The organism is Metabacillus hrfriensis (assembly GCF_030127205.1).
Classification (GTDB): domain Bacteria; phylum Bacillota; class Bacilli; order Bacillales; family Bacillaceae; genus Bacillus_P; species Bacillus_P dongyingensis.
Map to the genome: position 1 here is coordinate 2,674,526 of NZ_CP126116.1, position 12,773 is coordinate 2,687,298.

The 12,773-nt window shown below is 37.7% G+C and carries 17 protein-coding genes; 10 read left to right on the forward strand and 7 right to left on the reverse strand.

What is annotated here, in order from left to right; all coding sequences use genetic code 11:
- Positions 1-1,110: a sensor histidine kinase gene (locus QLQ22_RS13315; RefSeq protein WP_223435336.1), complete on the reverse strand. Its 1,110-nt coding sequence runs from the start codon at positions 1,108-1,110 to the stop codon at positions 1-3.
- Positions 1,111-1,311: 201 nt separating this feature from the next.
- Here QLQ22_RS13315 and QLQ22_RS13320 point away from each other — a divergent pair, with 201 nt between their 5' ends.
- Positions 1,312-1,968 carry a hypothetical protein gene (locus QLQ22_RS13320; protein ID WP_284014931.1) on the forward strand — a complete coding sequence of 219 codons (657 nt, stop codon included), beginning with the start codon at positions 1,312-1,314 and terminating at the stop codon, positions 1,966-1,968.
- A gap of 155 nt (positions 1,969-2,123) precedes the next feature.
- Positions 2,124-3,026 carry an ABC transporter permease subunit gene (locus tag QLQ22_RS13325; protein WP_252206914.1) on the forward strand — a complete coding sequence of 301 codons (903 nt, stop codon included), beginning with the start codon at positions 2,124-2,126 and terminating at the stop codon, positions 3,024-3,026.
- Between the two features lie 559 nt (positions 3,027-3,585).
- Here the strand turns inward: QLQ22_RS13325 and QLQ22_RS13330 are convergent.
- Positions 3,586-4,266 carry a cyclic nucleotide-binding domain-containing protein gene (locus tag QLQ22_RS13330; protein ID WP_284014932.1) on the reverse strand — a complete coding sequence of 227 codons (681 nt, stop codon included), beginning with the start codon at positions 4,264-4,266 and terminating at the stop codon, positions 3,586-3,588.
- Positions 4,267-4,358: 92 nt separating this feature from the next.
- Here QLQ22_RS13330 and QLQ22_RS13335 point away from each other — a divergent pair, with 92 nt between their 5' ends.
- Both QLQ22_RS13335 and QLQ22_RS13340 read left to right on the forward strand, forming a co-directional pair.
- A complete protein-coding gene (locus QLQ22_RS13335; RefSeq protein WP_223435342.1) occupies positions 4,359-4,781 on the forward strand; it encodes a DMT family transporter in 423 nt (140 codons plus the stop codon).
- Positions 4,782-4,794: 13 nt separating this feature from the next.
- The gene (locus QLQ22_RS13340; protein ID WP_223435343.1) at positions 4,795-5,244 is read left to right on the forward strand and encodes a DMT family transporter; all 450 of its coding nucleotides are present in this window, start codon (positions 4,795-4,797) and stop codon (positions 5,242-5,244) included.
- Positions 5,245-5,258: 14 nt separating this feature from the next.
- On the opposite strand, the gene QLQ22_RS13345 is transcribed toward QLQ22_RS13340, so the two are convergent.
- Positions 5,259-5,741 carry a CBO0543 family protein gene (locus QLQ22_RS13345; RefSeq protein WP_223435344.1) on the reverse strand — a complete coding sequence of 161 codons (483 nt, stop codon included), beginning with the start codon at positions 5,739-5,741 and terminating at the stop codon, positions 5,259-5,261.
- A gap of 126 nt (positions 5,742-5,867) precedes the next feature.
- Here QLQ22_RS13345 and QLQ22_RS13350 point away from each other — a divergent pair, with 126 nt between their 5' ends.
- A complete protein-coding gene (locus QLQ22_RS13350) occupies positions 5,868-6,110 on the forward strand; it encodes a hypothetical protein (protein WP_223435345.1) in 243 nt (80 codons plus the stop codon).
- Here the strand turns inward: QLQ22_RS13350 and QLQ22_RS13355 are convergent.
- The 4 genes from QLQ22_RS13355 to QLQ22_RS13370 are packed head-to-tail and all read right to left on the reverse strand — an operon-like array spanning position 6,107 to position 8,936.
- Positions 6,107-6,598, reverse strand: coding sequence for a DinB family protein (locus tag QLQ22_RS13355; RefSeq protein ID WP_284014933.1), 492 nt, complete (start codon positions 6,596-6,598; stop codon positions 6,107-6,109). The two genes, QLQ22_RS13350 and QLQ22_RS13355, sit on opposite strands and share 4 nt — an antisense overlap.
- Positions 6,598-7,299, reverse strand: a complete 702-nt coding sequence (locus QLQ22_RS13360) for a Type 1 glutamine amidotransferase-like domain-containing protein (protein WP_284014934.1) — start codon at positions 7,297-7,299, stop codon at positions 6,598-6,600. Before QLQ22_RS13360 ends, QLQ22_RS13355 begins: the two co-directional genes overlap by 1 nt.
- 18 nt (positions 7,300-7,317) lie before the next feature.
- Positions 7,318-8,175 (reverse strand): DUF3307 domain-containing protein, encoded by an 858-nt coding sequence (locus tag QLQ22_RS13365; RefSeq protein ID WP_284014935.1) that lies wholly within the window; start codon positions 8,173-8,175, stop codon positions 7,318-7,320.
- Complete coding sequence (locus QLQ22_RS13370) at positions 8,172-8,936, reverse strand: hypothetical protein (protein WP_284014936.1); 765 nt, start codon at positions 8,934-8,936, stop codon at positions 8,172-8,174. The genes QLQ22_RS13365 and QLQ22_RS13370 overlap by 4 nt, the downstream gene beginning before the upstream one ends.
- 280 nt (positions 8,937-9,216) lie before the next feature.
- Here QLQ22_RS13370 and QLQ22_RS13375 point away from each other — a divergent pair, with 280 nt between their 5' ends.
- From QLQ22_RS13375 to QLQ22_RS13395, 5 genes are all read left to right on the forward strand, one after another.
- Entirely contained in the window at positions 9,217-9,420 is a 204-nt protein-coding gene (locus tag QLQ22_RS13375) for a hypothetical protein (RefSeq protein WP_223435351.1), read from the forward strand.
- A gap of 65 nt (positions 9,421-9,485) precedes the next feature.
- Positions 9,486-10,265 (forward strand): hypothetical protein, encoded by a 780-nt coding sequence (locus QLQ22_RS13380; protein ID WP_284014937.1) that lies wholly within the window; start codon positions 9,486-9,488, stop codon positions 10,263-10,265.
- The gene (locus QLQ22_RS13385; RefSeq protein ID WP_284014938.1) at positions 10,262-10,528 is read left to right on the forward strand and encodes a PqqD family protein; all 267 of its coding nucleotides are present in this window, start codon (positions 10,262-10,264) and stop codon (positions 10,526-10,528) included. Before QLQ22_RS13380 ends, QLQ22_RS13385 begins: the two co-directional genes overlap by 4 nt.
- Complete coding sequence (locus tag QLQ22_RS13390; RefSeq protein WP_284014939.1) at positions 10,518-10,961, forward strand: S24/S26 family peptidase; 444 nt, start codon at positions 10,518-10,520, stop codon at positions 10,959-10,961. The genes QLQ22_RS13385 and QLQ22_RS13390 overlap by 11 nt, the downstream gene beginning before the upstream one ends.
- Positions 10,958-12,760, forward strand: a complete 1,803-nt coding sequence (locus QLQ22_RS13395) for an ABC transporter ATP-binding protein (protein ID WP_284014940.1) — start codon at positions 10,958-10,960, stop codon at positions 12,758-12,760. The genes QLQ22_RS13390 and QLQ22_RS13395 overlap by 4 nt, the downstream gene beginning before the upstream one ends.
- Positions 12,761-12,773: the final 13 nt, after the last annotated feature.

Here is a 12,773-nt window from a genome sequence, read left to right on the forward strand (position 1 = left end):
TTATGAGGTAATATGCGGAAGTGATAGGGAGAACCGGGTCGAATGCTCATCAGAATAACATTGAATTGTCCCTTGATGACTTTCAATTATTTTTCTGCAGATGTAAAGACCAATTCCCGTTCCTAATTCTTTTGTAGTGAAAAAAGGTTCAAATATCGTTTGAATTTGCTTCGGCGGAATCATTGGACCATTGTTGCCAATATGTACATATGTCATGTTATCAATTATTTCAAATTCAATCGTAATCGTCCGGTCAGACACTATTTTCTGAAGCGCATCAATGGAATTAAGCAATAGATTTAAAAATACCTGCCTTAATTCATCTTTGCTCGCAATAACCCTTGTTTCTCTTTTGGAGATTTCCTGTACTTTGACGCTGCCATCAAGAAGACTGGGATACATAAATGATAGAACCTCATCTAATAATTCACTGAGGTCAAGCATTTCACGTTTACTCTCTATCGTCTCTTTTTTGGATGCATGGAGAAATTGTGACACCCTAAAATTCAGCTGATCAACCTCATGACTGATGATGTCTAAATACTTCAAATCAGGATGATCATTTTGCATCAGTTTAATGAAGCCTTTTACAGCTGTAAGCGGATTTCTGAATTCATGGACAAAGCTTGATGACATTTGACCCAATATGGTCAGCCTCTCTTTATGGCTTTGATCAATGAATGAAATTTTTTCCTGTAATATTTCTTCTTTAACCTCAGTGTATTTCTTTACAGCAAAATAAGAAAACTGATCAAAAAGTGCATTGATTTCTTCAATATAAGGCTGCAGATCATTTCGCGGAATTCCAGAACTGACAATATAACTAATCACTGCACGTCTTCCAAGATTCACATTATTTATGAAATCACCGATGTTTACATTTGCTTCTACTCTTTCTAGAGCTACCTTACTAGCCAGAATATCAATTTCATCTGAGCTTAACGGCTGCTGAATCGTTTTTTTCACCAATCCATACATCCTCATCCCGTTTTTCTCTACTTCTTCCTGATGAAGATCGTCTTCTGAAATCGTAATATTTTGCCGCCATGCAGCGATAAAAGTAGAAATATTTTCATCTAAAAACCGAATTAACTCATCTGAAGCTGTCATAAGTAAAAGCACCCCTAATTCTTGCAGAAAAATCATATGTATTTCTATTCTTGTTTAGATGAGGAATAATTAATAGGGCTAAAGTTTGGAATATTCCTGCAAAACTATACAATTAACATTCTATCATAATATGAATTATTACGGTATTTCCCTTTTCACTTTTGGTACAATAGAATGTGCGAAAGGATGTGCCTGCCATATATGGTAAATATTAGACTGAAACAATTCGTTACCCTATTATTAAAAATAATCCTAATCATTCTGGGCAGCTGCAGCATTGCAGCATTACCTTCTTTAGTCTTCTTGGAAAAAGATGGTTTTCCTGTTGGATTTGGATTTTTCCCAGTATCCTATCTAAATGCAATTGGGCAAATTACTGCTGAGATTCTTACTCCATTTGATTTAACGTTTGTAAGCTATGGAGATAAGCTTGAATTGTTTCCTTTTATTTTCAATGCTTATTTTTATTCCATCAGCATATTATTCCTTTCATTTTTGATTTCACTGACTTCAGCATTTTTATTTTCAGCCTTGTATATACTTGCTTCAGCCCATATGCGAAAAATCGCTCGCGGCATCCTGATGATCTTTGAATCAATACCAGATGTCATTTTGATATTGGCTTTTCAATACGGCGTTATCTCATTTTTCAAAAGCACGGGAATAAAAGTGCTTCAGATTTATGGTTTAGAAGATAAAGTTTACCTATTTCCGATACTATGTCTAAGTTTTGTACCGATCGCCCTGATGATCCGTTCACTTATCAATATTTTAGATTCTGCGAAATGTATTTATTTCTTTGCACCATCACATTTCCTCTATTTACTGGTTTATGCTTTCCAGCTTAGTGGCGGTTGAATTTCTTTTTCAAATGAATGGCATCACTGGATTTTTATTTGGATATATGGAACAGAAAGTAATCGCAATTGGCATTCTGCTTATCCTGATTCCATTCGGGTTACTGCAGTGGATTTTTAAAAAATGGTATTCTTTATTAATGAGAGGTACTCAGCATGAATAAAAAGAAGCTATTATTTGTCTTTTTTCCCTGCATACTTATTGGGCTGCTTCTCCTTATGAGTTTTATTTATGAGTTTGGATTTAAAAGCCAGACAAGTTCTGTGATAATAAAATACGATGAAAATGGCGATATTGCGGGCACAGCTCCTTTTCCTCCATCTCTTAAGCAGCCATTTGGGACTGACAGAAATGGAAATGATTTAGGACTCAGATTATTGGAAGGAGCAAAATACACTATTACTTTCGCTCTTGGCGTTTCGATTCTAAGAACACTGGCTGCTGTGGCTGCGGGATCTGTTTTTGCCTTTTTGCCCAGGTCCATCCAATCATTGGCAAAGTGCTTTTTAATTCCATATCAATACATACCTTCGTTCATTCTGGTTTTTATCTTAATCTGGCCACTGAATATTATTAAAGATGAAATAGGATATACACCTATGATCGCCTTTCAATTTTTAGTTATTTTCATCGTTGGAATTTCACCGGTCATGCTGCTGATGTCAGGCGAAATTAAGCAAATCCTTAAAGAACCGTATATTGAAGTTTCCTATCATTTAGGGGCGAACAATAGACATGTTATTTTTAAACACATATTACCCGTTCTGAATAAACGAATTCTGATCATCTTTTTCCAGCAGATGATTCAAACCCTTTTGCTGCTCATTTATTTAGGGATATTTGAAATTTTTATTGGCGGAGATAAACCTGGCGGGGTTTTTGGAGATGACGAACGCTCTCTTTCTCAGTCAGGGGAATGGGCAGGCATGATCGGCCAAAGCAAATTTGATTTGATGACGGCGCCCTGGATTGTATTAGGCCCGGGAATTGCATTTATCATTTTGATTTTACTTTTAAATATCGTTTTAAACTATTTGCTCTATCCTGAGAAAAAGTAAAATGCAGAGGCTGCCCCTGCATTTTTCACACTGAAAAATCTTCTTCATTGCATCCTGCTGCATTCGGAGGAAGAACATGATCTGTACCAGGTATTTTCTGATTAAAGCATACCCGCCTTAAGTCAGCAATGCCACTTTGTTCTCTAAGCAAAACAATCTTTAGTTCAAATCGCAATTGAAGCAGAAGCAGCAATGCTTGATGGAAGTACTAAAGAGGACATTGAAATCATGGTTAAATCCATTCATAAGATGATAGGAAAATAGTGATAAGCAGATGAAAGCAGACCCAAAATATTTTTTTGGGTCTGTACTATTTATTAATATCCCCTGCAGGTTTTGTTGAAAGTTAAATAAGCTTCGCTTTTGTAATCGCTTTACAAATTTTCTTTTCTATTTATAAACCTGACTTTATAAATTAGTCTAATATTGAAACCCCGTTTTCCGTGCCGATTTAAAATAGGCAAAATAAAGAAGCTCACTTAACTGAAGTCCTCAGAAAATGTCAGCCCGCATCATTCGAAACATTTACTGGATGTCAATTCATTCTTTCTTTTCTTGCCTACCTATAAATATCCCCTGCAAGCTTTCGCAATTCACTCTCATTCATCACTTCATAAGCATTCTCCCTTTTGCGGATTGTACCTCTTTTACAAAGCATATCCAGAGTCCGCAGAAGATGACGATAGCTTGTGCCGAGCATTTCAGAGAGGTACGTCAGATTTTCTTTAAATAGGATGCTCTCCTTTTTCACACCAGTAGCTAAAATATAGCTTGAAAGTCTATGTTCAAGCGGATAATACAAATTGATGGAGCTATTTTTTGAAAGCCTGTTCAGCTTGTCGGATAGAGAATATCCCATAAAGGTTAAAAAAACAGGATCCCGAAGCAATTTTTCTCTTACTTGCGGCAAATAAATGCCAATACAATATGTATCGTCAATAGCCTGAACACTTGATGCTGCTCCCCGCACTTGGAATAGTTCTACATCTCCCAGCACTTTAAATCCCTCATAAAATGAGAGCAGCAGTGATTTCCCGTTGCTTAATGTCGTGTAAACCTTTGCACGTCCATCTACAAAAAAATAGAGATAATCCATTTCTGCTCCTTCCCGGCATAAATATTCATTTTTTGAAAAGACGTACAGTTCCATCCATGCTTTCATATCCTCGGAAAAATAGCCGGCTATTTTGTTCACCGCTATATACTCTTCAAACAATTTCTGATTTTGTAATTTTTTCATAAAAAACCTCGCGCAATGTGACATATGTCATCATTATATCTCTTTTATATATGGATAATGAAACAAGACATCTATAAAAGGAGTGAATATTTTTGTACAACCTGATTTCTGCTGCTGTTGGCGCTTTTATTGCCATTATGATTGTATTGAACGGAGAACTCTCAAATGGCATAGGAAATTACACCTCTAGCGTTGCCATTCATCTCGTCGGTCTTCTTGCTATTTGCGCCGTTTTCTTATTTATAAAAAAACCTATTCATTTCCAAAAAGGACTGCCGCTTTATTTGTACAGCGCTGGCGCCATTGGAGTGCTTACCGTCCTTTTTTCAAATATCAGCTTCATGTCACTTGGGGTATCTGTCACGATAGCCCTTGGATTGTTAGGGCAGTCCCTGGCTGCCATTATCATCGATCACTACGGGCTGCTGGGTATGAAAACCGTAAAATTCAACAAAACAAAATGCATAGGTCTGGCATTTATTCTGCTGGGCAGTGCTGTTATGACATTTTATTAAGGAGGTATTTACAATGATCTACTTGATTATTTCTATTTTAGCAGGAGTTTCAATTGTTATCGCAAGAATCATCAATTCCAACCTTGCAGACAAAATTGGTTTACTTGAAGGTACGCTCATCAATTTTGTGACAGGCCTGATGTTATCCTTGGTTTTTCTTTTATTCAGCAGCGAGGCAGTTTCCTTTTCGACTTTAGACTTTACACAAGTTCCAAGCTGGGCTTACTTAGGCGGTGCAGCAGGAGTCATAGTCATCTTTCTTTCAAGCTATCTCACGCCGAAAGTATCTGCATTTTATTTAACTCTTTTTATTTTCATAGGTCAGTTATTTACGGGGATTGTCATTGACTACTTTACACTTGGTGAATTGTCTCAAGGGAAAATACTTGGAGGATTGCTTGTATTATTTGGTCTAGTCTTTAATTTGAGAATTGACCGAAAACAAGAAATGAGATCTGCTTAAGGTCCCATTTCCTATTAATAGTCCTGATATGTATCTGCATTTTTATCTGTCCTTTTCACAACTGCAGCAAGTCCTCTTATCGTTAAAAGCGTAAAGCTGATACTTGCAAAGGTATGAAAGACAGACCACTTCTTCCATTTAAATAAACGGGTCGTTTTTTCCATATACCACTGAGCAATGGACATCGGCACACTCCAGGTTAAGCTTTTCAACAGGATCCCAGGCAATTTATCTTTGTAAGATTGACGGACCCAAATGACACTTAATAACGGAAAAAACACCAAATCAAAAAGAATATTTGTATTGAAAATTTTTGAAAATGGCCTAACAGGATACTTGACTCTTTTAGTATTGACAACATAAGCATCAATAAGGGTAGACAATATACCTTTGGAAAAGAAGACAATAAGCATTTCCTTTACATTTGGCTTCCGTATTACAAAAGGGAACAATACTGCACATAGTGCAAACAGCCCTTTGATCATCGTTTTTTCCATCTTCAACATCCTTATCATTTTTTTGATAGTATCTGCTCTTATCAATAAAAATAATACGGAATTTTGCAGGAACTTAGCCGATAAGCCTGCATATGCTAATGATGATCATCTTGAGGAGGTTTTAAATTGTATCATTACATGCCATATCCATACGCACGCTATCCTAAGCCAGTCATGCAAAAACTAAAATCATCCACATTAAATGCTGTTCACCCATTTGTACAGCATGGTTTAAAAGAAGCACATTTCACGTCGTACCAGCATGCTCTAATGGAAGTAGCCGCCATGTCCTATCTGCTCGGAAAAGGATATGATTACAATGCTGCCTATCAATTAGTAGAAGCTTGGGAAGTGAATGAGTCTTTTTAAAAAGCTGGATATCCAGCTTTTTTTTCTGGAATGAACCCTCTGCCAATAAAACTTGCTCCAACAGGTTCTCTCCCCATGTCTCTTGCCCAGACGGACAGCTGTCCTGCGTGATGAATTTCATGGGCAATGACATGGCGGATGATTTCCCCTTTTTTATAGGTGCCGTCCATCCAAGGCGGAGTTGCATTTTCATTTTCCCATGCAATGTTCCAATTTTGCAGATACGTGATCATTTCTGACTGCAGTTCTCCCGATAATCGGATAATCTTTTCAAGTGAGTGGTATTCCCTGATCGTAAAATCGATGATCTTTTCACCCTTAAGCACATTGATCCAGCTGTATTCCACATCAATGATATGGAGCAGAGTTTCAATTATGGAGCCGACTCCTCCTGACCGTTTTTGCTGCAATTCTTCGTCAGTCAGATTTTTGCACCATTCAAACCACTCTTCTCTTACACGCCAATTGTATTGAAAAAACAGCTGCATTACTGATCACCCAAGTATAAGGGGAATTTTTCTTCTTCGTGTATGGAATCTTCTGATTTTTCGACAAAAAAAGTTCTGGCATTCTGTCTTGAGCTGACAATTTTATAAAGTTTTTCATCTATAAAGTGAATCCCAGCACCATCATCAAGGCCGTATCCTGCTTTCATTTTACCGGATAAAATGTGTTCCTGATATGCAGGTCTGCGTTTCTCCTCCCCATCATAATGAGGGCAGCAGCTGCCATGCAGGAAGCCAATTCCGTTTAATTTATACAGCGGAGCGTTCATGGGATCTGTAAGCCCCTCTTCAAACCAGCAAATAGCTCCCGCACTCAAACCTGCAAGTATGGTCCCGTTCTCATAAGCCTTTCTAATAATCAAATCCAACCCCCACTCTTTCCATAAAACAAGCAAGTTTCTCGTACTGCCGCCTCCAACATAAAGAATATCCTGCGACATGACAAAATCCTCCAAATCATAAAAATGAGGATCAAACAAAGCTAGATGATCAGGAACACATGAATGGGAATGAAAGGCATCATAAAACTTTTCTATATATTGATTCTGATCCCCGCTTGCAGTCGGTACAAAACAAACTTTCGGAAGATCCTTCATACTTTGCTTTAATATGTATTGATCAAGCAGCGGATTTTCAGGCTCCATTGAAAATCCTCCGCCCCCCATCGCAATAATCTGCCTCACTGACAACATCTCCTTCTTTTAAATTAAAACTTCCCTCAGCAGCAAGCCAAAGAAAATGCCAAGAAACATGGATGTTAAAGTCCCAAGAAGAAAATACTCAGCCCAATTCCGGTCGTCCATCTGTTTAAATCGCGCAATTGACTTAGCCGTCACAATGAATGCAATTGCAGGATAAGCACTATAAAAAGTTAAAATGATGACAAGCAGCCTCTCGATGTATCCGATCAGCTTTCCCCGTGATAGATCATGCTTATTAAAAGTATAATAAGTGTACTCTTCTACAAGTCCGCCGGCTGAATTCATCTGCTCCTCTTTCCGCTCATTCTTAAAAGAATACCTGCCCTCAAACGAAAGCAGCTGATCAGGCAGCGTCCCGAGCAAGATCCGGATTATGTGCCCGCTTACACTTGTCACCAAAATCACAATAATGATAATAAAAAGGACGGAATTCAGTATACTTAAAGAAGAATTCTCTGTTAAGAGCTCAATTCCTTTTTCCAGCAGTCCAGAAAAAGTTACCTTAAAAAACAAATGACAAGCAGTGATAATCATTGCCAGATGGATGATCTGATCTGCAATAAAATAGAAAAGCTTTTTCATGTTTTGCTTGCCGGCTGTTTTGTCCAGCAGCTTTATTTTTAGAAAATCGATCAGAAAATGAGTGCCTAATAAAAACAAAATCGGCAAAACGACATATTTCAGTGGCTTTGCAAAATCAAAGGACAACCCCCAGAACAAAAGCGTTGCCGGTAAAAGGACAATAAAGTGATGCAGCATATGCTTTTTCAAATTCTTCAGCTTTTCTCTCACCATCTCATCCGATTGGAGAAAAAAATCAGCAATTAAATGAGCCAGAATGAGACTTAATAAAATCATAGGTTCCCCTTTCCTTCCTCTTTTGAATACCATTCGCTGATGTGCTGCTGTAAATAGGTGCGGATGGACTGCTGCAATTTTGGCAGAGCTGGATGTGAATCAGGGAATTCTTTTTGCTGAAGCGAGTTCAAAACAATGATCAAATTAATGAAAATCATTCTTAATTCTTCCCCGCTCCCTTTCTTAAAGTGACTTGATATCGTGGATGGGGATTTGCCTAAAATGCTTGCCACTTTTCTCTGCTGATTAAAAATCTCAAATAAGGAAAACACCATCTTCTGCAGATCTGTTTGTTCATTCACAAGCTTTTGATGCATCAGCAGCAGGGAATTCATCAATAGCTGAACTTCTGCCCGGTTTTCTTTTATATAAAACTTGAACTGAGATCTGTTATCTCCCTCTTTTTTCAGAGATTCATTGGCTTCCCTCGCAAGCTTGATCATGGGATGTATCCACGTTTCGATATCAATCTCTTTTAATTCTCTATTGATGTCTCCAAAGGTAACTCCGAAATATGGAGGATTGTCTGGCAGGTTCCATATGACGCTGATGAAATGGGCAATTTCATATGCAGTTGAATACCCATTTGCAATCAAGATGATTTCATCTCCCCTGCGGTGTTTCACAATCACTTCATCATTTGTCCAAGTCTTAATCCATTTTACCATTTTTTCTAAATAGGCTGATAATTCTTCTCCCATTCCCTCTGCTGAGGAATTTTGGATGTCCATGATGAAAATTGAGGCTGGGTGTTGGGGCATTTCATGAAACCTCCTAGAAATTCGATTATATAAGCAAATATATCAATAATTCGATTATATAGTCAAACTTTTATAATGTGCTGCTATTTAGACGAATAATCATTAATTTCTTTAAATATGTGAAAATAGTACTGTTTGTCGAAAAATAAAACTACCATTGTACGTTAATAAGAACTATAATTTATTTTATAAAGAACAAAAACTGCTATGCTATTTTGAAACATTTTAAATACAAACTTTTTGTTCTTTATAAAGAATTATATAAGAAATGAGGCCTACTATGAAGAATGAATATGATGGAAATGTATCACGTCCTATGGTTTTAAGTCACCAGCCGGTACGGTTTGAGACAGCTCAGAGCTGGAATAAAGGCCATGGCAATGTGGATCACCCTGGAAAAGGGAACGGCGGGATTCATTATCCTAATCCGCCATATACCGGTCCCCGCCATGATAATGGAGGAGGAAAGGGAAAAGGAAATTAATATCAACAATAAAGAAGGTCCATATGTCTTATGGCCTTCTTTATATGATGATTGAGGAGAACGATATGACCAATATAAATACTAAAATTGGTGAGCATAATATAAGACTGGTTTGCGAAAATAAGAAACTAGTAAATTTTTTAACTCACCAATTCCTAATAAGAGATCATGGCAGAAAAATAGATTTATCGATATTAATTGAGAAAGGCTACGGTCAGCCCTTTAAAAATTATGATGTAGACGTTTCTGAAACTCAAACTTCCATCACATTTAAAAGAGCAGATTACAAAATTACAGTTGACCCAAATTACACGCAAGCGGAAGTGCACGTTCACAATGAACTCGCACTAAAACACGCTTTAATGAACCTTTACAGTTCTTTTATCGTTCACAAAAACTGGGGGATTCTTCTACATTCTTCTTGCGTCCTTGAGACAAATGGTGCACACATTTTCACAGGACATTCTGGAGCAGGAAAATCCACAGCAGCCAAACTCTCTGCTCCCCGCCCATTATTGTCTGACGAAGCAACAATCATAAAAATCGATAAAGAGGGAATTCTGGCCTTTGACTCGCCATTCAGAAGTGAATTGCATGGACATGCACCTGTTTCTAATATAAAACTGCTGAGCATTGACCTTCTCCATCAATCTCTTTCAATAGAAAGAAACCGGGTTGATAAACCATCTGCCCTTTTAGCGTTATTGGATAAAGTATTCTATTGGCCCAGCAATAAAGAAGAAACGAAAAGAATTCTTACTATGCTGCGCTTTCTCGTAGAGCATGTTGACATTTATGATCTTTATTTTCAAAAAAATAATCGATTTTGGGAGATGATTTCATGACATATTATAAACAGGCACCTGATTGCGAAACAGTAGAAATCGATGGAGAATGGATGATTCTCCACTCCGGTCAATTCACCATTACGAAGTTAAATGAAACGGGCGGATTCTGCTGGTCATTGCTAAAAGATGCGCAAACTGTCGACGAACTGGTTCTGTCTTTTCAAACTCAGTTTAATAAAGTCAATCAGGAAACAAAAAATGAGCTTCAGTGCTTTCTAAAAGAATTGGAACAATACGGATTGATTGAACATGCGGTTTGATCAGAATACAGTCAATCTATTGAAAGCGACCATTGAAAAACACGGATGGATTGACTTGCCAGCTGAAGGCTTCAGCATGTATCCCTTTATTCAAAAAGGTGAAATTTGCCGATTTATAAGATTCGATCATAGAAACCTTAAAAAAGGACAGATCCTTCTCTTTTATTCCAAATCAGGGAAGCTGATTGCCCACAGATTATACCGCTATGAAAAGGGGCATTACATCCTAAAAGGAGATACAAACGAATGCCTGGATGAGCCAGTATCACCTGCTCAAGTGATTGGCTGCCTGGAATCAGTTCAAAAAAAGAAAGGCATGATCATGATGCATAAGCCTTTTCCATTTCTATACAGTCAAGCGGTCGTTTCTTCTCCCTTCTCTGCACGGCTGTTCCGCTTCTATTTAAAAAGAAGACTCGATGAAGCGCTATGATAAAAAAGAAATGGAACACATTCAAGAACATGTTTTTAATAGAAGATATCCGTAGAACATTCGCTTTGCTGGGTCCCTATCTATTAAAGTACAAAAGATCCTACATATCTCTTTTTTTAATTATGCTCTCACAAATTTTATTAACGATCGGTTTTGCCTGGTTCTTTGGAACGATCACAGATGCTGCCGTTCAAAATGAAACGGATAAACTAAAATGGCTGCTGCCGTTTGGCCTTGGTTTACTAAGTATAAGCTTGGCAACGACGTATTTTTACACTTATTTAGAGTCTGTAACAATCAATAAAGTAAAACTAGAACTCAAAGAGCAAGTTTTAAAGCATCTTCTTCTTCTGCCAGTGAAAAAAACATCAAACATGCGAACTGGAGATTTAATGACTCATTTCACAAACGATGTCAACTGCATCGAAGGAGTCATCGGCAGCAATCTGCTTTATCTCATTCAGCTCCCTTTAACATTTGCTGCTGTTTCTGTTTACATGTTTATCATCAATTGGCAGATGGCTTTAATAGGTTTTACTGTGATCCCTCTTGCCATTGCTATTGGGGCTGTTTTTGGCATTCTGCTAAGAAACAACAGCAGAAAAATGTTTACTCAAATCAGTGATATAAACAGTACACTTAATGAAATTTTTCAGGGTTTATCCGTTATTCGATCTTTTCTTTTAGAGAAAAAAATGTCTCAAAAGCAAAACAGTCAAAACCAGGATCTCTTTACATTAGAAATGAAAAATACTAAACTTCGCGGTTTTTTTTATATAGGCGGAGAAGCCATTACTTCCATCACTTATATAACGGGACTTTGCCTGGGAGCTTATTTTGTTTCTAAATCCATGATTACAGTTGGTTCGCTGCTCACCTTCGTTACTCTGATGCAGCATTTGATCTCCCCGCTTACCGGTTTAGCAGGAATTTGGGGCAGCTTCCAAAGTTCAGCATCAGCAGTTGAAAGACTATCAAACATATTAAATGAAGAAATTGAACTAAACCATCTTCCTGAATACGTTCCATCAAAAATCAAAGGCTCTATTCAACTGAAGAACATTACCTTTAGTTACGATCAGCAAAAAAAATCGATAGATAACATGACATTAGATATACCAGCAGGCCAAACAGTTGCGATTGTCGGGCCAAGCGGTGCAGGAAAATCAACACTCTTTCACCTCATCCAAGGCTTCTATCAGCCAGACAGCGGAATGGTTACACTGGATCACAATCCAGCAGAACTCCTTCCCCCATCTGTTGCAAGAAGTTCTTTCGCATATGTTGCACAAGAAACCTTTCTTTTCTCTGGAACAATCAAAGATAACCTCCTGCTCGCACGGCCAAACATTTCAAATCAAGAGCTCGTTACTGCAGCAAAACAAGCAAACATTCATAATTTCATCATGACATTGCCAAATCAGTATGACACAGAAGTCGGCGAAAGAGGCGTTCGCCTATCAGGAGGACAAAAACAAAGACTCTCCATTGCAAGAGCCATCTTAAAAAATGCACCTATCCTGTTATTAGATGAAGCAACATCCGCACTCGACAGTGAAAGTGAGCTATTTGTCAAAGAAGCATTAGCCGCAATCAAAAACAAAACGACACTCATTATCGCCCATCGTTTATCGACGATTCAGCATGCAGACCTAATTGTAGTAATGGATGAAGGGAAAATTGTTCAGATGGGGAGACATGAGGAATTGATTACTCAAGAAGGTCTATATAGGAAATTATCACACCTGACATTTAAAGCAAAAGAAAAGCTGCCTTCATTAAAAGCAATCTCTCAATAAGGGATGGATGAAA